The organism is Pseudomonas sp. NFACC13-1 (genome assembly GCF_900104425.1).
GTDB lineage: Bacteria > Pseudomonadota > Gammaproteobacteria > Pseudomonadales > Pseudomonadaceae > Aquipseudomonas > Aquipseudomonas fluorescens_AA.
In genome coordinates this window covers 146,157-164,895 of the sequence record NZ_FMXV01000003.1, presented here as the reverse complement: position 1 = coordinate 164,895, position 18,739 = coordinate 146,157, and the positions used below count along the sequence as shown (strand labels likewise).

Below are 18,739 nucleotides of genomic sequence, written 5' to 3'. Positions count from 1 at the left end.
GATAGCGGCGTGTCAGCCAAGATTATTTTGCTGATCCATCGCAATCGCGAGCAAGCTCGCTCCCACAGTCGTCTTTTTTTGTGCAAGAAGATTATGCAAAGCAGCAGCAACCTTTTTCCTGTCGCCCTGATCAGCGCCGAGCGGCGCGGTGATCTGAGCGAAGATGTCTATCGCTTGAAGCCCGGCAACAGCCCGGATGCCAGTGTCGAACTGGCCGTCACCCGGCTGGGTATGGCCGACGCGGGTGACACCCGTGGCGTCCCGGTGATCCTGTTGCACGGCAGTTTCTCCAATCGGCGTTTCTGGTATTCACCCAAGGGCCTGGGCCTGGGGGCGTACCTTGCACGCCTGGGATTCGACGTGTGGATTCCCGAGATGCGCGGCCATGGGCTTTCCCAGCGCAACCAGGGCTATCGCCACAATCGGGTGGCCGACTACGCCCGCTACGACTTGCCGGCCATTGGCGCCTTCGTGCGCGAGCAGAGCGGGCAAGTGCCCCACTGGATCGGCCACTCCCTGGGGGGCATCACCCTGGCGGCAGCCTTGGGCGGCCACTACCTGGGCAAGCCTGCCGTGGCGTCGGCGGCATTTTTCGGCACCCAGGTCAGCCGCACCTACTGGCCACTGAAGATCCCTCCGGTGGAATGGAGTGGCCGCTTCATTCTCAAACGCTTTGCCCAACTGTCAGGCTCAAGGCTCAAGCGCGGCCCCGAGGACGAGCCCATCGGCCTGGCCTTGGAAAGCATGCGTTGGTACGGTTTGTTCGGACGTTTCGGCGATGCCGAGAAGAACTGGTGGGCCGGGTTGGCCGATGTCTGGTTGCCTGTGCTGGCGGTGAGTGCCGCGGGCGATCACCAGGACCCGACCTGGGCTTGCCGCAAGCTTTTCGATCAGATCGGCTCGGTGCACAAGCAGTTTGTCTGCCTGGGCCGGGGACAGGGTTTCACAGACGATTTCGGTCATGTGGAGATGCTGGTCAGCAAGGCCGCTCACCTTGAGGTCTGGCCGTTGGTGGCGCGTTGGCTTAAGGATCAACAGGTCCCCCTGCTGGCAGGACAGCCCCAGTTGGCCGAGGCGGTTTGAGGCGAAGGCTCTGACAAGGGCATTTCGCTCCGGTCGGCTTGCGGCTAAGATATGACGCTTCAAGCAGTTCCAGTCACAAACGGTTGCTCATTCAGTCTGACGTTCCAGCCTTTCAGGAGTTGTTCGATGAACCATTACCTCACGCCCGATCTGTGCGACGCCTACCCGGAACTGGTGCAGGTGTTGGAACCGATGTTCAGCAATTTCGGTGGCCGCGATTCCTTCGGCGGTGAAATTGTGACCATCAAGTGCTTCGAGGACAACTCGCGGGTCAAGGAGCAGGTTGAACTCAAGGGCAATGGCAAGGTGCTGGTGGTCGACGGCGGCGGTTCCCTGCGCCGGGCACTGCTGGGGGACATGTTGGCGGAAAAAGCCGCGAAAAATGGCTGGGAAGGGCTGGTGATCTACGGTTGCATCCGCGACGTCGACGTCATCGCCCAGACCGACCTCGGCGTCCAGGCCCTGGCCAGCCATCCAATGAAGACCGACAAGCGCGGTATCGGCGATCTCAATGTGGCGGTGACCTTTGCCGGTGTGACGTTCCGCCCGGGCGAGTATGTCTATGCCGACAACAACGGCGTGATCGTTTCGCCAAGCCCGCTGAAAATGCCTGAATGAAGCGCCACAGCCATAAGGGATGAGGATGTTCGAGGAAGAAAACGCGCAATGGGGGCTGGTGCATGCCCTGGTGCTGGACGGTAAAGGCGGCGCGCGTTCCATAGCCCGGACCGAACTCGACGATTTGCAGTTGCAGGCCCACGAAAGCCTGTGGCTGCACTGGGATCGCAGTCATCCGCAAACCCACACCTGGCTGCGCAAATCCAGCGGCCTGAGCGAATTCAACTGCGACCTGCTGCTCGAAGAGAACACCCGGCCGCGCTTGTTGCCGTTGCCCAATGCTGAACTGCTGCTGTTCCTGCGGGGGATCAACCTCAACCCGGGTGCCGAGCCGGAAGACATGGTGTCGGTACGGATCTTCGCGTCCGCCCAGCGGGTGATCTCCCTGCGCCTGCGTCCGTTGCGCGCCACCGATGAATTGTTGGCGCAACTGGCCGAGGGCAAGGGGCCGAAAACGGCCTCTGAACTCATCCTTTATATGGCGCAATACCTCACCAACAAGGTGCAGGACCTGGTCACTTGCCTGTCCGAAATCGTCGACGGGGAGGAAGAAAAGCTTGATACCGACGAACGGTATACCCCCGAGCACGACGCCATTTTGCACATCCGTCGAAGGGCCGCCGGACTCAAGCGATTCCTGGCGCCACAGCGGGACATTTTCGGCCAGATGACGCGGCTCAAGCTGCCCTGGTTTTTCGATGACGACGGCGACTATTGGAACGAATTGAACAACAGCCTGACCCGTTACCTCGAGGAGCTGGAACTGACTCGAGAGCGCGTGGGGCTTGTGCTGGAGGCCGAAGACCGGCGCCTTTCGGTGCGCATGAACCGCACCATGTACCGCTTCGGCATCGTCACCGGGATTTTCCTGCCAATGAGTTTTCTCACCGGCCTTTTGGGTATCAACGTCGGCGGCATTCCGTTTTCCGCAAGCCCCTACGGTTTCATGTTCGCGTGCCTGTTGATGATCTGCGTGGCACTGGGACAGTGGTGGTTGTTCCGTCGTTTGCGCTGGGTATGACAGGGGTTTCATGTGACCCGACGAAATTTGATCGCGTCTTCCACAGACATCACGAGAGGTGCGTATGCACGATCCGTTTGAACAGTCTTTGCGCGACATGCTCAAGGCTTCGCCGTCCAGCCGGGACGACGATGCATGCCTGGGACGTGTACTGAAAACCGCCAACCGCCAGGTCGGCGCGGGCGATCTGTTCAGCCTGCTGGGCCGCTGGTTGCCCGCGCTGATGATCGCCCTGAATAACGGATCGGCCCATGTCTCGCCGGTTTCCCGTCGTAAACCTGTTACTCGCACCGCTGATAAGGCTGATTGAATATGGAACTTGATCTCTGGACCCAGAGCCTCGTCACGGCAATGACTGCGTTGTGGACCAAGGTAGCCAACTTCATCCCGAACCTCTTCGGGGCGCTAGTGGTGTTGTTGCTGGGTTTTGTCGTGGCCAAGCTGCTGGATACGTTGCTGTCCAAGTTGCTCGCCAAGCTGGGCCTCGATCGCCTGATGGGCGGCACCGGCCTGACCAAGTTGCTGTCCCGTGGCGGCATCCAGGTGCCGATCTCGACCCTGGTCGGCAAGATCGTCTATTGGTTCGTATTGCTGATTTTTTTGGTTTCCGCAGCGGAATCCCTTGGCCTTGAGCGAGTTTCAGCTACGCTCGATATGCTTGCATTGTATTTGCCGAAGGTTTTTGGTGCCGCGCTGGTGTTGCTGGTGGGTGTCCTGCTGGCACAACTGGCCAATGGGCTGGTACGCGGTGCGGCCGAAGGCGTCGGGCTGGACTATGCCGCTGGCGTGGGGCGTATCGCCCAGGGCCTGGTGATTATCATCAGTATTTCGGTGGCGATCAGCCAGTTGGAGGTCAAGACCGACCTGCTCAACCACGTGATCGTGATCGTATTGATTACCGTTGGTCTGGCGGTTGCGCTGGCAATGGGATTGGGAAGCCGGGAAATCGCCGGTCAGATTCTTGCGGGAATCTATGTGCGTGAATTGTATGAGGTTGGGCAACAAGTGCGTGTTGGCGAGGTCGAAGGCCAGATCGAGGAGATCGGCACGGTGAAAACCACATTGCTGACCGAGGAGGGCGAGTTGGTGTCGCTTTCCAATCGGATCCTGCTGGAACAGCATGTGAGTAGCCGCTAACCCGGCAAACCCTGCTAATGTATGCCGCCGCGAAATGCCTGCTAGCACAGGCTGCGGCGCACATTGACCTAGACTGTCGGCCCGACTTGTTTTGAACAAACCCCAATCGCTATCCACGCGCTACGACCCCCGTGATCTCTCCGATGAGGAGTTGGTCGCGCGCGCGCATACGGAGCTGTTCCACGTAACACGCGCCTATGAAGAGTTGATGCGTCGCTACCAGAGAACTTTATTTAACGTTTGTGCGCGTTATCTCGGGAACGATCGTGATGCTGACGATGTCTGTCAGGAGGTGATGTTGAAGGTGCTGTATGGCCTGAAGAACTTCGAGGGGAAATCGAAGTTCAAGACCTGGCTCTACAGCATCACGTACAACGAATGCATCACGCAGTATCGCAAGGAACGGCGAAAGCGTCGCTTGATGGACGCGTTGAGCCTGGACCCTCTCGAGGAAGCGTCGGAAGATAAGGCGCCCAAGCCCGAGGAAAAGGGTGGGCTCGATCGCTGGCTGGTCCATGTAAACCCGATCGATCGGGAAATTCTGGTGCTACGATTTGTCGCAGAGCTGGAATTCCAGGAGATCGCAGACATAATGCACATGGGTTTGAGCGCGACAAAAATGCGTTACAAGCGCGCTCTTGACAAATTGCGTGAGAAATTTGCGGGCATTGCTGAAACTTAGTTCGGCGCAAATATCTCTTACGCGTAGGCAAGTTCTGATAGACTTGCCGCCGAGTTGTCCCCCGGTTTGCGGGACTGCTTCACAATCACCAGATGGGGATTTAACGGATGAAACTGAAAAACACCTTGGGCTTTGCCATTGGTTCTTTGATTGCTGCCACTTCGTTCGGCGCTCTGGCACAAGGCCAAGGCGCAGTTGAAATCGAAGGCTTCGCCAAGAAAGAACAATTCGACAGCGCTCGTAACTTCAAGAACAACGGCAACCTGTTCGGCGGTTCGGTTGGTTACTTTCTGACCGACGACGTTGAACTGCGTCTGGCCTACGACGAAGTGCACAACGCACGTACCGACGACGGCACTAACGTCAAGGGCGCCAACACCGCTCTGGACGCCCTGTACCACTTCAACAACCCAGGCGACATGCTGCGTCCTTACGTTTCGGCCGGTTTCTCCGACCAGAGCATCGACCAGAATGGCAGCAACGGTCGTAACCGTTCTACCTTCGCCAACGTTGGTGGCGGCGCCAAGCTGTATTTCACCGAGAACTTCTACGCCCGTGCCGGCGTTGAAGCTCAGTACAACATCGACCAGGGCGACACCGAGTGGGCGCCAAGCGTCGGTATCGGTGTGAACTTCGGTGGCGGCTCCAAGCCTGCTGCTGCTCCAGTTCCAGCTCCGGCTGAAGTCTGCTCCGACAGCGACAACGACGGCGTGTGCGACAACGTCGACAAGTGCCCTGACACCCCAGCCAACGTAACCGTTGACGCTGATGGCTGCCCAGCAGTTGCCGAAGTCGTTCGTGTTGAGCTGGACGTCAAGTTCGACTTCGACAAGTCGGTCGTCAAGCCTAACAGCTACGGCGACATCAAGAACCTGGCTGACTTCATGAAGCAGTACCCATCCACCACCACTACTGTTGAAGGTCACACTGACTCCGTCGGTCCTGACGCTTACAACCAGAAACTGTCTGAGCGTCGTGCAAACGCCGTCAAGCAAGTTCTGACCAACCAGTACGGTGTTGAATCGTCCCGCGTTCAGTCTGTTGGCTACGGCGAAACCCGCCCAGTTGCCGACAACGCCACTGAAGCTGGTCGTGCAGTTAACCGTCGCGTAGAAGCGCAGGTTGAAGCTCAAGCTAAGTAATTAGCCCACAGCTTTGGAAAAGCCCGGCCCAGGCCGGGCTTTTCTTTGCCTGCGATTTATGAAAAGGGGCGTTGCCGCAAAAACAGTTGGTTAAACACAAAACCTGTGGGAGCGAGCTTGCTCGCGATAGCGGTGTGTCAGCCAGTATGGATGCTGCTGACCCGACGCTATCGCGAGCAAGCTCGCTTTCACATAGGGTTGGGTGTTGTTGGTTACAGCGCCGAAGCCTGAACCCACGCCGGCTGTGAGGCGGTGAGTTCGGCAGCACCGGCCACCGCGCCAATCACCAGGATCGCCGGGCTCTTGAGCTGGAAGGCGCTGGCATCGGCTTCCATCGAGGCCAGGTCGCTGCGGCAATCACGCTGGTGGGGCAGGGAGGCGTTTTCGATCATGGCCACGGGCGTGTTCGCCGCCAGGCCACCGGCCAGCAACTGCTCACGGATCTCGCTCAGTTTCGCCACGCCCATGTACACCACCAGTGTCGTGCCGCTTTGGGCCAGGGCTTGCCAGTTCAGGCGGCTACCGTCCTGGGTGTGGGCCGTGACGAGGGTCACGCCCCGGGCAATCCCGCGCAAGGTCAGTGGAATATCGCACTGGGTGGCTCCCGCGAGGCCGGCGGTGATGCCGTTGACCAGCTCCACCTCGACGCCATGCTCGCGCAACCACTGTGCCTCTTCGCCGCCGCGGCCGAAGATGCACGGGTCGCCGCCCTTGAGGCGCACCACGCATTTGCCCTGGCGGGCATACCGCAGCATCAGCCGATGAATGAAGGCCTGGGGGGTGGAACGACAGCCGCCGCGCTTGCCCACGGCAATGATGCGCGCCGCGGGGCAGTGTTCCAGCACCGCCGCATTGACCAGGTCGTCGATCAACACCACGTCGGCCTCGCCCAAGGCGCGCACGGCTTTGAGGGTCAGCAATTCAGGGTCACCGGGACCTGCACCCACCAGCCAGACTTTTGCGTTCATAGTGTTTTCCTCACGAGATAGCCGCCAGCGGTTGCGCAGTGGTAACCAGCAGGCGTTTGATTTCCGGTACGCAAGAACCGCATTGCGTGCCACAGCCCAGTTCCTGTTTAAGCCCCTGCAAGTCCAAGCCACGTTCAATGCCTGCGCAGATTGCACGCTGGCTGACGTTCATGCAGTTGCACAGCGTTTTGCTGCCACCCGTTGCGGCGCCGACATTGCCCGGCGGTGCGCTCAAAGGCGCCAGCAGCCAGCGCCGCAGCTGTTCATCGGCACGGCCTTCCAGCCACAGGTTCTGCAGCCAGTGTCGAGCCAGGGTTTCGCCGGCCAGGCGAATGGCGGTGATGCGGCCGTTTTCGATGCGCACCCGTTTGCCGATGGCGCGACGCGGGTCGTCATAGGCCAGCACCGGCCCGTCGATCAGGCCCAATTGCTCGTCGATGGCCTGGAGCAGTTGCGGTTCGGGCGCGACGGCGCTGGCAGCGCGAATTAGCAACGCGGGACGCTCACGGCCGGTCAGGCTCAGGCTGACGTAGGAAAACGCCTCGCACAGGGGGCGCAGCGCCTCCAGATGCTGTTGAACATCGCCTTCGATCAAGGCGAAAAGCTGCCAAGGCAGGTTCACCGGCTCCAGGCGCACGCCGCTGTGCTTGAGTTCCGGTTGTTTCGACAAGGGGTCGAAAGCCGGTTGAGTCAGGGTATTCACGCCGCCCTTTAGGAATCGATCCCCCCAGTGCATGGGCAGGAACGCTTGGCCGGGGCGTACGCTGTCGTCGCTGTCCACCGCCACGATCACGCTGCCGCGACGGCTCTTGAGGCTGACCAGGTCGCCCGCTTGCAGGCGATGCCGCCGCAGTTCATCGGGGTGCAGGCTGAGTACGGCTTCGTTCACATGCCCAAACAGCTGCGCGGCGGTACCGGTACGGCTCATGCCGTGCCACTGGTCACGCAAGCGGCCCGTGTTGAGGGTCAATGGGTAGCGGGCGTCACGCAGTTCCTGGGCGGCGCGATAGGGATCGGCCACGAAGCGCGCTCGGCCATTGTCGGTCGGGAAAATCCCGTCCACGTACAGGCGCGCCGTCCCGACCGTGGCGCCATCCGGGAAGGGCCATTGCTGGGGGCCGAGCCGGTCGATCAGGGCATGACTGATGCCGGACAAGTCCAGGTCGCGGCCACGGGTCAGCTGCTTGTATTCATCGAACAGTTGGGCCGGGGTGTCGAAGGCGAACAGGCTGGGTTGGCCCGGGCGCAGACGTTTCTCCAGGCGTTGTGCGAAATCCACTGTGATTGCCCAGTCCGGCCGTGCTTCACCCGGTGCGCCGATGGCCCGACGGACGTGGGAAATACGTCGTTCGGAGTTGGTCACCGAGCCTTCTTTCTCGCCCCAGCTGGCTGCCGGCAGCAGCAGGTCGGCAAAGGCGGCGGTTTCGGTGGTCCGGAAGGCTTCCTGCAACACCACGAACGGACAGGCTTGCAGGGCCTCGCGTACCGCTGTCTGGTCCGGCATCGACTGGGCCGGGTTGGTGCAGGCGATCCACAAGGCCTTGATCTTGCCGCTGCGCACTTGCTCGAACAGCTCGATGGCGCTCAAGCCGGTGGTGGCGGGCAATTGCTCGACCCCCCAGTAACGGGCGACGTCGGCGCGATGCTCCGGATTGGCCGCTTCGCGGTGGCCCGGCAGCAGGTTCGACAGGCTGCCGGTTTCCCGTCCGCCCATGGCATTGGGTTGGCCGGTCAGCGAGAAGGGGCCCGCCCCCGGCCGGCCGATTTGCCCGGTGGCCAGGTGCAGGTTGATCAGTGCGCTGTTTTTCGCGCTGCCGGCGGTGGACTGGTTCAGGCCCATGCACCACAACGACAGGAAGCTTGGCGAGGTGCCGACCCATTCGGCGCACTGGTGCAGTTGTTCGACGCTGATGCCGCACAGCTGGGCAACCATCGCCGGGGTGTAGTCGCGTACCAGGTTCTTCAGGTCCGCCAAACCTTCGGTGTGGGCCTTGATGAAGTCGCGGTCGACCCAGTCTTCCCACAGCAGCAGGTGCAAAATCCCATGGAACAAGGCGACATCGGTGCCTGGCAGGATCGCCAGGTGCAGGTCCGCCAGGTCGCAGGTGTCGGTGCGCCGGGGATCGATGACGATGATTTTCATCTGCGGCCGGCGGGATTTTGCCTCTTCGAGTCGGCGAAAGAGGATGGGATGGGCGTAGGCCATGTTACTGCCGACGATCATCACACAGTCGCTCAGCTCCAGGTCTTCATAGCTGCAGGGCGGGGCGTCGGCGCCTAGGCTGCGCTTGTAGCCCACCACGGCGGAGGACATGCACAGCCGGGAATTGCTGTCGATGTTGTTGGTGCCCACCAACGCCCGGGCGAGTTTGTTGAAGGCGTAGTAATCCTCGGTCAGCAACTGGCCGGAGATGTAGAACGCCACGCTGTCGGGGCCGTGCTCGACAAGGGTCTCGGCGAAGACACTGGCGGCGTGATCCAGGGCGCTGTCCCAATCGGCGCGGGCCCGTGCCAGGCCTTTGCCCAGGCGCAGCTCCGGGTACAGGGCGCGGGCGGCGAGGTCGCCGGTCAGGTGCAGGGTGGAACCCTTGCTGCACAGTTTGCCGAAGTTGGCCGGGTGGGCGGGATCGCCGCTGACGCCGAGGATGCGCTCGTCGTCATGCTCGATCAGCACGCCGCAACCGACCCCGCAATAACAGCAGGTCGAGGCCGTGATCTGGCGGTTCATCAGCTTGCGTCCCGCAGGGCCAACTGCACCCGGCCGTTTTCGACCCGGGCCGAATGATGATGGGCGCAGCCCACGTCGGGGGCTTGGGCCTGGCCGCTTTCCAGGTCGATCTGCCAGTTGTGCAGCGGACAGGCCACGCGCTTGCCGTAGACCAAGCCTTGGGACAACGGACCGCCCTTGTGCGGGCAACGGTCATCGAGGGCGAACACTTCATCGTCGCTGGTGCGGAAAATCGCGATATCGCCTTTGGGGCCATTGATGATGCGCGAGCCCAAGATGTTGATCTCTTCCAGTGCGCAGATATCCAACCAGTTCATGCCGGCACCTCCAGGTTTTTCACGGGGATGACCTCGAACTCTTTCTTCAAATGCGGTTGTTCCAGGCGTTGCTTCCAAGGGTCCTGCTCCAGCGACAGGGAAAACTTCAGGCGTTCGTGGAGGGCCTTGCGCCGCACGGGGTCTTCCAGCACGGCCTTCTTGATGTGCTCCATGCCAACGCGCTGCATGTAGTGCACAGTGCGTTCGAGGTAGAAGGCTTCCTCGCGGTACAGTTGCAGGAAGGCGCCGTTGTATTCGCGCACTTCCTCTGCGGTCTTGAGCTTGACGAAGAATTCGGCGACCTCGGTCTTGATCCCGCCGTTGCCACCGATGTACATCTCCCAGCCGGAGTCGACGCCAATGATGCCGACGTCCTTGATCCCGGCTTCCGAACAGTTGCGTGGGCAGCCGGAAACGGCCAGCTTCACTTTGTGGGGCGACCACATGTTGAACAAGTCGTGCTCCAGCTCGATGCCCAGTTGGGTCGAGTTCTGCGTGCCGAAGCGGCAGAACTCGCTGCCCACGCAAGTCTTCACGGTGCGGATGGATTTGCCGTAGGCGTGGCCGGACGGCATGTCGAGGTCTTTCCAGACGCCGGGCAGGTCCTGCTTCTTGATCCCCAGCAAATCGATGCGCTGGCCACCGGTGACCTTGACCATGGGCACGTTGTACTTGTCGGCCACGTCGGCGATGCGCCGCAGCTCGGAGGGATTGGTCACGCCGCCCCACATCCGCGGAACCACGGAGTAGGTGCCGTCTTTCTGGATGTTGGCGTGGGCGCGCTCGTTGATCAGGCGCGACTGCGGGTCATCCTGGGCTTCGCCGGGCCAGGTGGAGATCAGGTAGTAGTTCAGCGCCGGGCGGCAGGTGGCGCAGCCGTTCGGGGTACGCCAGTTCAGGTAGCTCATGGTCCCGGCGATGGTCAGCAGGTGCTGGTCGCGGATCGCCTGGCGGATCTGGCCGTGGTTGAGGTCGCTGCACCCGCAGATGGCTTTTTCGCTTTTCGGCTTGACGTCCGCCGCGCCGCCGACGGTATTGATCAGGATCTGCTCCACCAGGCCGGCGCAGGAGCCGCAGGAGCTGGCGGCCTTGGTGTGTTTTTTCACGTCATCGACGCTGAACAGCCCGTGTTCCTGGATCGCCTTGACGATGGTGCCCTTGCACACGCCGTTGCAGCCGCAGACTTCGGCACTGTCGGCCATGCTCATGGCTTTGTCCTGGCCTTGGTGGCCGACATCGCCCAAAGCGTTTTCGCCGAACATCAGGTGATCGCGGATTTCGCCGATGGCGTGGTTTTCACGGATCTGGCGGAAGTACCAGCCGCCATCTGCGGTATCGCCGTACAGGCAGGCACCGACCAGCACGTCGTCCTTGATCACCAGCTTTTTGTAGACGCCGCCGATGGGATCGGAAAGGGTGATGGTCTCGGTGCCTTCGCCACCCATGAAGTCCCCGGCGGAGAACAGGTCGATGCCGGTGACTTTCAACTTGGTCGACGTGACCGAGCCCTTGTAAGTGGCGAAGCCTAGTTGGGCGAGGTGGTTGGCGCAGACCTTGGCCTGTTCGAACAACGGTGCGACCAAACCGTAGGCGGTGCCGCGATGGTTGGCGCATTCACCGATGGCGTAGATGCGCGGGTCGTAGGTCTGCATCGTGTCGTTGACCAGGATCCCACGGTTGCACGGGATGCCGGATTTTTCCGCCAGTCCGGTGTTGGGACGGATGCCGGCGGCCATCACCACCAGGTCGGCGGGGATGATGTCGCCGTTCTTGAACTGCACCGAGCCGACCCGGCCGTTGCCGGCGTCGTGCAAGGCCTGGGTCTGCTCGCTGAGGCGGAATTTCAGGCCACGGTTTTCCAGGGCGGTTTGCAGCAATTGGCCGCTGGTCTTGTCCAGTTGCCGTTCCAGCAGCCATTCGCCCAGGTGCACCACGGTCACGTCCATGCCCCGCAACTTCAAGCCATTGGCGGCTTCCAGGCCCAGCAGGCCGCCGCCGATGACCACGGCGTGCTTGTGGGTCTTGGCGGTGTCGATCATCGCCTGGGTGTCGGCGATGTCGCGGTAGCCGATCACGCCGTCCAGGGTGTTGCCGGGAATCGGCAGGATGAACGGGGTGGAGCCGGTGGCGATGAGCAGGCGATCGTATTCGGCTTCGCTGCCGTCTTCGGCGATGACCCGACGCTTGACCCGGTCGATTTCCACCACTTTGCGGTTGAGCAGCAGCTTGATGTCGTTGTCCAGGTACCAGCTCAGGTCGTTGAGCACGATCTCTTCGAACGTCTGCTCACCGGCCAGCACGGGCGAGAGCAGGATGCGGTTGTAGTTGGTGTGGGGCTCGGCGCCGAACACCGTGATGTCGTACAGCTCGTTGCTCAGCTTGAGCAGTTCCTCAAGGGTTCGAACCCCGGCCATGCCGTTGCCGATCATCACCAGTTTGAGTTTTTTCATCAGGGTTCTCCGCAAGCCAGGCCCGTTTCGTCACGGCGATCGGACTGGCTCGGCAATTTTTACGAAAACAAAAAAAGGCGTCCCGCTAGCAAGCTAGCGAGGACGCCTTTGTCCTGGTCCCGTTCTCTCGGGAAGCACCGCCTTCATCGTTGGAGGCGTTGCTTTATGTATGGTGAGAGCGGTTATGCAGTGGTTGTGCCAAGTGGCTGGAAGGCGCGGATTTGTTGAAGGGCGGGCGGGTGAGTCGAGTTGAAGAGCGATTTATTGCACCGAATCAAAGCGGGTTGCCCGGTAATGGAGCGTGGGGCGATAGATGTGTAGTGACAGGCAAGCCGCCATCGCGAGCAAGCTCGCTCCCACACTGGATCTGTGGTGGACACACAACCTGTGGGAGCGAGCTTGCTCGCGATAGGCGCGACCGGGTCTCAGCTGTGAAACACCAAAAACAGCAGCACAACATTCACCACCAACGACACCAGCGCCAACGTCCGCCAGACCTTCAGCGGCTCGCGCTCCAGCAATGGCCTGGGCCTTACGCTCAAGCTGCGGCGCTCGCCCTGTTCCAGCAGCAACAGCCACTCCTCGGCGGTTTCAAAGCGTTGTTCCGGGTCTGCGGCGACGGCGCGTTCCAGGCTTTGCCCGAGCCATTCGGGCAGGTCCGGCCGATAGCGGCTGGCACTGACCGGCACACCGAAGCGCGGGCGCTGGAAGGCTTCGATTTCGCCGTAGGGATAATGCCCGGTCAGCAGGAAATACAAGGTCACGCCGACGGCATACAAATCCTGTTGGGCCGTGGGCGCGGTGCCGCCGAAGGCTTCCGGGGCGATGTAGCTGGGGGTGCCGGGCAGCACGTTGGCCTGGTCTTCGGACAGGCCCGGGCAATACGCCAACCCAAAGTCCAGCAAGCGCAATTCCCCGTCGTCGCCCAGGTGCAGGTTTTCCGGCTTGATGTCGCGGTGGTAGATCTGCCTTCGATGCAACAGGCCCACGGCCCGCACCAGGCGTTGCGCCAGCTCCAGCCATTGGGCCAGGGGCAGCGGCCCGCCCTGGTTGAACCGCTCGGCCAGGGTCGCCCCCGGGTATTCCCGCATCACGTAGTACAAATGCTGCCGCTGGGGAACGCCATGGACTTCGGGAAACTGCCGCCCGGCGACCCGCTTGAGAAACCATTCTTCCGAGAGCAAGGCCTGTCCGGCCCGGCTGTCGTCCCGTAGCTGCACGGGCAAGGTTTTCAGCAGCCAGGGTTGGCCTTGGCCGTCATGTACCCGGTAGAGCAACGATTGCTGGCTGTGGCCGAGCAGGCTTTCGATCTGCCAGCCCTCGAAGACCTGGCCCGGTCTAAGCGCAGGCGGCAGGGGCCATTGCTGCAACTGGATCAGGGCATCGCCGATGCTGGCTTCGCCCACCGCATCGACCCGCACCAACAAGGCGCTGGCGTTGTCCTGGCTGCCGGCCAGGTGCGCGGCGTTGACCAGCGTCTGCGCGGCCAGGTCCAGGTCCGGCTGGTCACGCAGGATGCCGGCGATGGCCGTGTCCCCCAGGACCGCCCAGACACCATCGCTGAGCAATACGAAGGTTTCGTCGGGGCGCAGTTCACCGTCGAGAAAGTCGAGGATCAGGTGCTGATCCAGGCCCAGGGCGCGCTTGAGCACATGTTGCATGCCCGGCTGTTCCCAGACGTGGTCTTCGCTGACCCGTTGCAGGTGATCGGCGTGCCAGCGGTAGACCCGGCAATCGCCGACATGCGCGAGGGTGAAGCGTCGGCCCCGCAGGACCAGGGCACTGACGGTGGTGAGCAACGGTTGCCCGCCACCGTTGGCCTGCAGCCAGCGATTCTGGGCCAGCAGCAATCGATCCAGTGCCTGGGCCACGCCCCAGGTTTGCGGTGTGGAGTAGTAGTCCAGGGCTAGGGCCTGCAAGGTCGAACGGGCGGCGAGCCCGCCATCGGCGCATTGGCTCACGCCGTCGGCGATGGCGAACAGGTAACCCTTGCTGGCGGCCAGGGCCGGCGCCGGGGTGACCAGGCGCAGGGCGTCCTGGTTTTCTTCCCGCGGGCCTATGGCGCTGGCTTCGGCGAAGCTCAATCGCAGGCTCATGGTTGCAGGTTATACCCGAGCCGCGGTGACGGCGGCCGAACCCCAAGTGGTTCTCCAGCGACGCTTGACGCCGTGCAGGCCGAACCAGGCCAGGACACCGAGGCTGGCGAACAGCCACAGGGCCAGTTGATAGCTGCCGGTGCTTTGCTTGATCGCGCCCATGCCGGCCGCCAGGACGAAGCCGCCGATGCCGCCGGCCATGCCGATCAGCCCGGTCATCACGCCGATTTCGCGGCGGAAGCGTTGGGGCACCAGTTGGAACACTGCGCCGTTGCCCGCACCCAAACCGAGCATGGTGCAAACGAACAGGGCGAGGGCCGCATAGGAACTCGGCAGGTTGAAGCCCACCGCCGCGATGCAGACCGCCGCCACGGTGTACATGCCCAGCAAGGTGCGGATGCCGCCGAAACGGTCCGCCAGGGCACCGCCCAAGGGACGCATCAGGCTGCCACCGAAGACGCAGGCGGCGGTGTAGTAGCCGGCGGTGACCGGGCTCAGGCCGTATTGGTCGTTGAAGTAGCCGGGCAGGGCGCTGGCCAGGCCGATGAAACCACCGAAGGTCACGCTGTAGAAGAACATGAACCACCAGCTGTCACGATCGCCCAGGGCCTTGAGGTAGTCGGCCATGGATTTGGCTTTCGGCCGCTCGGGGGCGTTCTTGGCCAGCCAGGCGAAAAGGACCAGGGTCAGCACCAGGGGGATCAGCGCGAAGCCGAACACGTTGGTCCAGCCGAAGGCCACCGCCATCACCGGAGCGATCAACGCCGCGAGCACGGTGCCCGAGTTACCGGCGCCAGCGATGCCCATGGCCTTGCCCTGGTGCTGTGGCGGATACCACTGGGAGGCCAGCGGCAGGGCCACGGCGAACGACGCGCCGGCCACACCCAGGAACAAGCCCAGCAACAAGGCTTGCTCGTAGCTGTGGATGCCCAGTTTCCAGGCGCAGAACAGCGCACCGATCACAATCACCTGGCCGATCATGCCGGCAGTCTTCGGTGAAATCCGGTCGGCCAGCAGGCCCATGAACAGGCGCAGTACGGCACCGGCCAGGATCGGCGTCGCCACCATCAGGCCGCGTTGTTGGGTGGTCAGGTGCAGGTCGGCGGAGATCTGCACCGCCAGTGGACCGAGCAGGTACCAGACCATGAAACTCAGGTCGAAATAAAGGAAGGCCGCGAACAGTGTCGGGGTGTGGCCGGATTTCCAGAAGCTTGAATTCATCGCGCACCTCAGCTGTAAAAGTCTCGAGAAATGAGTCAGTGCTTAGGGCAGTGCGCCGTCTGTGGTCGCACCACCGGCTCCGAAGAGCCAAAACAAAAAAACGCCGCAACCCGGATCGCCAGAGAGGCAAGGAGGGTGTGCGACGTCTTTGTCGTAGGTGGGGCAACCGCCGTTGGTTACCTGTGGGTTTGCTTAAGCGAGATCTGTGCCAACAGTAGGGATTGGCGTGAGGGCTATCGCGAGCAAGCTCGCTCCCACAATGGATTTGCGGTGTTCACAGAAGCTGCGGTCACCCTCGGATCCAGTGGGAGCGAGCCTGCTCGCGATAGCGGTAGGTCAGTTAAAGGTGATGTTGAATGCAGGGCCGCCATCGCGAGCAAGCTCGGCTCCCACAGTTGGTTGGGGGTGTTCGCAAATATTGTGTTCACCCCTGGACCTGTGGGAGCGAGCCTGCTCGCGATGGCGCCAGGCCAGGCGCTACAAGGCTTTCAGCCGAGCAACTCGTTCATGGCAATGATCTGCTCCGCCACCTGGATCAGCTTCTGCTGGCGGCTCATGGCCTGGCGGCGCATCAAGGTGTAGGCCTGTTCTTCGTTGCAGTCCTTCATCTTCATCAACATGCCCTTGGCCAGTTCGATGCGCTTGCGTTCGGCCAGTTGCTGGTCCCGGGCCAGGAGTTGGGCGCGCAGGGCCTGGTCGCTTTCGAAGCGGGCCATGGCCACGTCGAGGATCGGTTGCAGGCGCGCGGCGTGGATGCCTTCGACGATGTAGGCACTGACGCCCGACTTGATCGCCTGGCGCATCACATTGGGGTCGTGCTCGTCGGTAAACATGACGATCGGTCGTGGTTGGTCGCGACTGACCAGCACCACTTGTTCCATCACGTCGCGCCCGGGTGACTCGGTATCGATCAGGATCACATCCGGACGCACCGTTTCGACGCGCGCCGGCAGGTCGATGGTCAGGCCGGATTCGTCGATCACTTCGAAGCCGGCTTCAATCAGGGCGGCCTTGAGGCGGCCGACTTTTTTCGCGGTGTCGTTGATCAGCAGGATACGCAACATGGTCGTGGCTCCTGTCAGCGGCTGGCGAGAAGGGGAGCCGCATCGCTCAAGGCGTGCAGTTTGAAGCTGCGGGCGTACCCGGCCGGGTCCGAGCCGTCCCAGGTGATGCCGTCGATCAGTTGGCTGCTGCGCATGTCCTGGCCCGGGGGCGCGATGTCCAGCGCCGCACAGGCTTCACGGTACAGCTTGAGCTGCTGGACGTCCCGGGCCACGGCCAGGTAATCCGGGTCTTCGCGCAGCAGGCCCCAGCGACGGAACTGGGTCATGAACCACATGCCGTCGGACAGGTATGGCAGGTTCACCTCGCCATTGCCGTGGAAGCGCATGGCGTGGGGATCCTGCCAGCTGTTGCCCAAACCGTCGGCGTAGATTCCCAGCAAGCGCGGCTCGATGCAGTCCAGCGGGGCGTCGAGGTATTCGGGTGCACTTAACAGTTGCGCGGTGCTGCGACGGTTTTCGCTGCTTTGTTCGATGAAGCGGCTGGCTTCGAGGATCGCCATCACCAAGGCCCGGGCGGTATTGGGGTATTGCTCGACGAACGCCCGGGTGCAGCCCAGGACTTTTTCCGGGTGGTCGGGCCAGATGGTCTGGGTGGTCGCCAGGGTGAAACCGAGGTTCTGCTTCACTGCGCTGGCACACCACGGTTCGCCGACACAAAACCCGTCGATGCGCCCGGCTTGCAGGTGCGCAATCATTTGTGGCGGCGGCACCACCACGCTGTCGACGTCCGACAAGGGGTGGATGCCCTGGGCGGCGAGCCAGTAATAGAGCCACATGGCGTGGGTGCCGGTGGGGAAGGTCTGGGCGAAGGTCAGTTTCGGGCGAGTTTGGTGCACGTGCCGTTCCAGTGCCTCAGGACTGGTCACGCCCTGGGCCTGCAAGCCATGGGACAGGTTGATGCTCTGGCCGTTCTGGTTCAGCCCCATCAGTACCGCCATGTCGGTCGCTGCGACCCCGCCGATGCCCAGGTGCACAGCGTAGACCAGGCCATACAGGCTGTGGGCGGCATCGATTTCACCGCTGACCAGTTTGTCCCTCAGGTTGGCCCAGGATGCCTGGCGCTTGAGGTTCAGGGTCAGGCCGTAGGGTTGGGCGAAGCCCTGGGTGGCGGCGACCACCACCGGGGCGCAGTCGCTCAACGCCATGAAACCGAGGTTGACCGCGCTCTTTTCCGGGGCATCGCTGCCATTGACCCAGGCCAGGGGGGTGGCTGGAACTTCATTCATCGCGCTTCACCTTTACACATAAAAAAAGCGCCGTGTCCGAGCCAAATGCCAGAGCCGGGCCGGAAACGCCGCGATTGTCCCTTCAATCAGTCTGGCACTCATTTGGCCACCGGCATGGGCGCCGATGAACAGTAATGGTGCAAGGCATATGCCAGCCCGGCCCTCATCACCTTTCCATCAAGATTCCAGGCGTCGGGTCTTTCATCCTGTCGTTCCTTCCAACGCCGCGTCGCAAAGGAGACGGTATGCAGGACAAATCAATTCGCGCCACGGTCTTGCCTGATCTGGGCGAACGCGTGCTGCACCTGCGCGTGGCCCAGTCCCCGGTTCAGCTCAATGCTGCACAGGTGGGCCGCAGCCACTGCCTGCCCGTCGGTTGGGAGGGTTTGGTGGTGCAGGGCGATTCGCTGCGCTTCAGTGGCGGCAAGTTGCAGGTCACGCCGGTGTGCGAAGCGACGCTGGTCAAGCTGCAGGCGTTCCTGGATATGAGCGATGCCCTGGTGGATGTCGGGCAACGGCTGGACGCGCTGCCATGGGCCTTGTTGCCGGTGGCCGGCGAAACCGTCCGCTCGCGCCAACGGCTCGAACGCTGGTACATCGGGCAAGCGATGGACGGCACCGAGGCCTATCACGCTGTCGCTCGCCTGTTGCGTCATCACGAGAGCTATGGGCTCGTGCGTTTTTTGCTGGAGCAAGGCACTCACAGTGAAAAACTGACCACCCTGGCGCAGCGTTATGGCGTCTCGGTCTCGCATTTTCGCCGGCTCTGCCACCAGGCCCTGGGTAGCGCGGCCAAGCCGGCCTTGCGCGGTTGGCGCACGGCCCAGGCGTTGTTGAACATGAGCCTTGGGGACGGCTCGCTGACCGATGTCGCGCTGGAGTTCGGCTTCGCCTCGTCGTCCCATTTCTCCAAGGAGATTCGCGAGCTGGTGGGTTTTACCCCCAGCAGCCTGGCCGATATCACCTACTTGCCAGGCAAGTGAGTC

Annotated in this window: 16 protein-coding genes; 8 read left to right on the top strand and 8 right to left on the bottom strand. The window is 62.2% G+C overall.

Annotated features, from left to right (window positions below):
* Positions 1–93 precede the first annotated feature (93 nt).
* The 7 genes from BLQ55_RS05450 (at position 94) to BLQ55_RS05420 (ending at position 5,683) form a co-directional block, all read left to right on the top strand.
* Positions 94–1,083, top strand: a complete 990-nt coding sequence (locus BLQ55_RS05450; RefSeq protein WP_092252819.1) for an alpha/beta fold hydrolase — start codon at positions 94–96, stop codon at positions 1,081–1,083.
* A 126-nt stretch (positions 1,084–1,209) separates the two neighbouring features.
* A complete protein-coding gene (gene rraA / locus BLQ55_RS05445; protein ID WP_092166765.1) occupies positions 1,210–1,701 on the top strand; it encodes a ribonuclease E activity regulator RraA in 492 nt (163 codons plus the stop codon).
* A 25-nt stretch (positions 1,702–1,726) separates the two neighbouring features.
* Positions 1,727–2,722 carry a zinc transporter ZntB gene (locus BLQ55_RS05440; protein WP_092197528.1) on the top strand — a complete coding sequence of 332 codons (996 nt, stop codon included), beginning with the start codon at positions 1,727–1,729 and terminating at the stop codon, positions 2,720–2,722.
* 64 nt (positions 2,723–2,786) lie between these two features.
* Entirely contained in the window at positions 2,787–3,032 is a 246-nt protein-coding gene (locus BLQ55_RS05435; RefSeq protein ID WP_014337331.1) for a hypothetical protein, read from the top strand.
* A gap of 2 nt (positions 3,033–3,034) precedes the next feature.
* Positions 3,035–3,859: a mechanosensitive ion channel family protein gene (locus tag BLQ55_RS05430; protein ID WP_003199523.1), complete on the top strand. Its 825-nt coding sequence runs from the start codon at positions 3,035–3,037 to the stop codon at positions 3,857–3,859.
* A gap of 91 nt (positions 3,860–3,950) precedes the next feature.
* The gene (gene sigX / locus BLQ55_RS05425; protein WP_092197526.1) at positions 3,951–4,541 is read left to right on the top strand and encodes an RNA polymerase sigma factor SigX; all 591 of its coding nucleotides are present in this window, start codon (positions 3,951–3,953) and stop codon (positions 4,539–4,541) included.
* Positions 4,542–4,648: 107 nt separating this feature from the next.
* Positions 4,649–5,683: an OmpA family protein gene (locus BLQ55_RS05420; RefSeq protein ID WP_092166763.1), complete on the top strand. Its 1,035-nt coding sequence runs from the start codon at positions 4,649–4,651 to the stop codon at positions 5,681–5,683.
* A gap of 212 nt (positions 5,684–5,895) precedes the next feature.
* On the opposite strand, the gene cobA is transcribed toward BLQ55_RS05420, so the two are convergent.
* From cobA to BLQ55_RS05380, 8 genes are all read right to left on the bottom strand, one after another.
* Positions 5,896–6,651, bottom strand: coding sequence for a uroporphyrinogen-III C-methyltransferase (gene cobA, locus BLQ55_RS05415; RefSeq protein WP_092197524.1), 756 nt, complete (start codon positions 6,649–6,651; stop codon positions 5,896–5,898).
* A 10-nt stretch (positions 6,652–6,661) separates the two neighbouring features.
* Positions 6,662–9,379 carry a nitrate reductase gene (locus tag BLQ55_RS05410; RefSeq protein WP_092252817.1) on the bottom strand — a complete coding sequence of 906 codons (2,718 nt, stop codon included), beginning with the start codon at positions 9,377–9,379 and terminating at the stop codon, positions 6,662–6,664.
* On the bottom strand, positions 9,379–9,696 hold the full coding sequence (gene nirD, locus BLQ55_RS05405; RefSeq protein ID WP_018605256.1) for a nitrite reductase small subunit NirD: 318 nt from the start codon (positions 9,694–9,696) through the stop codon (positions 9,379–9,381). The genes BLQ55_RS05410 and nirD overlap by 1 nt, the downstream gene beginning before the upstream one ends.
* Complete coding sequence (gene nirB, locus BLQ55_RS05400) at positions 9,693–12,146, bottom strand: nitrite reductase large subunit NirB (protein ID WP_092252815.1); 2,454 nt, start codon at positions 12,144–12,146, stop codon at positions 9,693–9,695. Before nirB ends, nirD begins: the two co-directional genes overlap by 4 nt.
* A 425-nt stretch (positions 12,147–12,571) precedes the next feature.
* On the bottom strand, positions 12,572–14,242 hold the full coding sequence (locus BLQ55_RS05395) for a bifunctional protein-serine/threonine kinase/phosphatase (RefSeq protein WP_092252813.1): 1,671 nt from the start codon (positions 14,240–14,242) through the stop codon (positions 12,572–12,574).
* Positions 14,243–14,251: 9 nt separating this feature from the next.
* Positions 14,252–15,463 (bottom strand): nitrate/nitrite transporter, encoded by a 1,212-nt coding sequence (locus tag BLQ55_RS05390; RefSeq protein ID WP_092252811.1) that lies wholly within the window; start codon positions 15,461–15,463, stop codon positions 14,252–14,254.
* Positions 15,464–15,951: 488 nt separating this feature from the next.
* Positions 15,952–16,527: an ANTAR domain-containing response regulator gene (locus BLQ55_RS05385; protein ID WP_060738484.1), complete on the bottom strand. Its 576-nt coding sequence runs from the start codon at positions 16,525–16,527 to the stop codon at positions 15,952–15,954.
* A 14-nt stretch (positions 16,528–16,541) separates the two neighbouring features.
* The gene (locus tag BLQ55_RS05380; RefSeq protein WP_092252809.1) at positions 16,542–17,753 is read right to left on the bottom strand and encodes a CmpA/NrtA family ABC transporter substrate-binding protein; all 1,212 of its coding nucleotides are present in this window, start codon (positions 17,751–17,753) and stop codon (positions 16,542–16,544) included.
* 245 nt (positions 17,754–17,998) lie between these two features.
* Here BLQ55_RS05380 and BLQ55_RS05375 point away from each other — a divergent pair, with 245 nt between their 5' ends.
* Positions 17,999–18,736: a helix-turn-helix domain-containing protein gene (locus tag BLQ55_RS05375; RefSeq protein ID WP_092252807.1), complete on the top strand. Its 738-nt coding sequence runs from the start codon at positions 17,999–18,001 to the stop codon at positions 18,734–18,736.
* Positions 18,737–18,739: the final 3 nt, after the last annotated feature.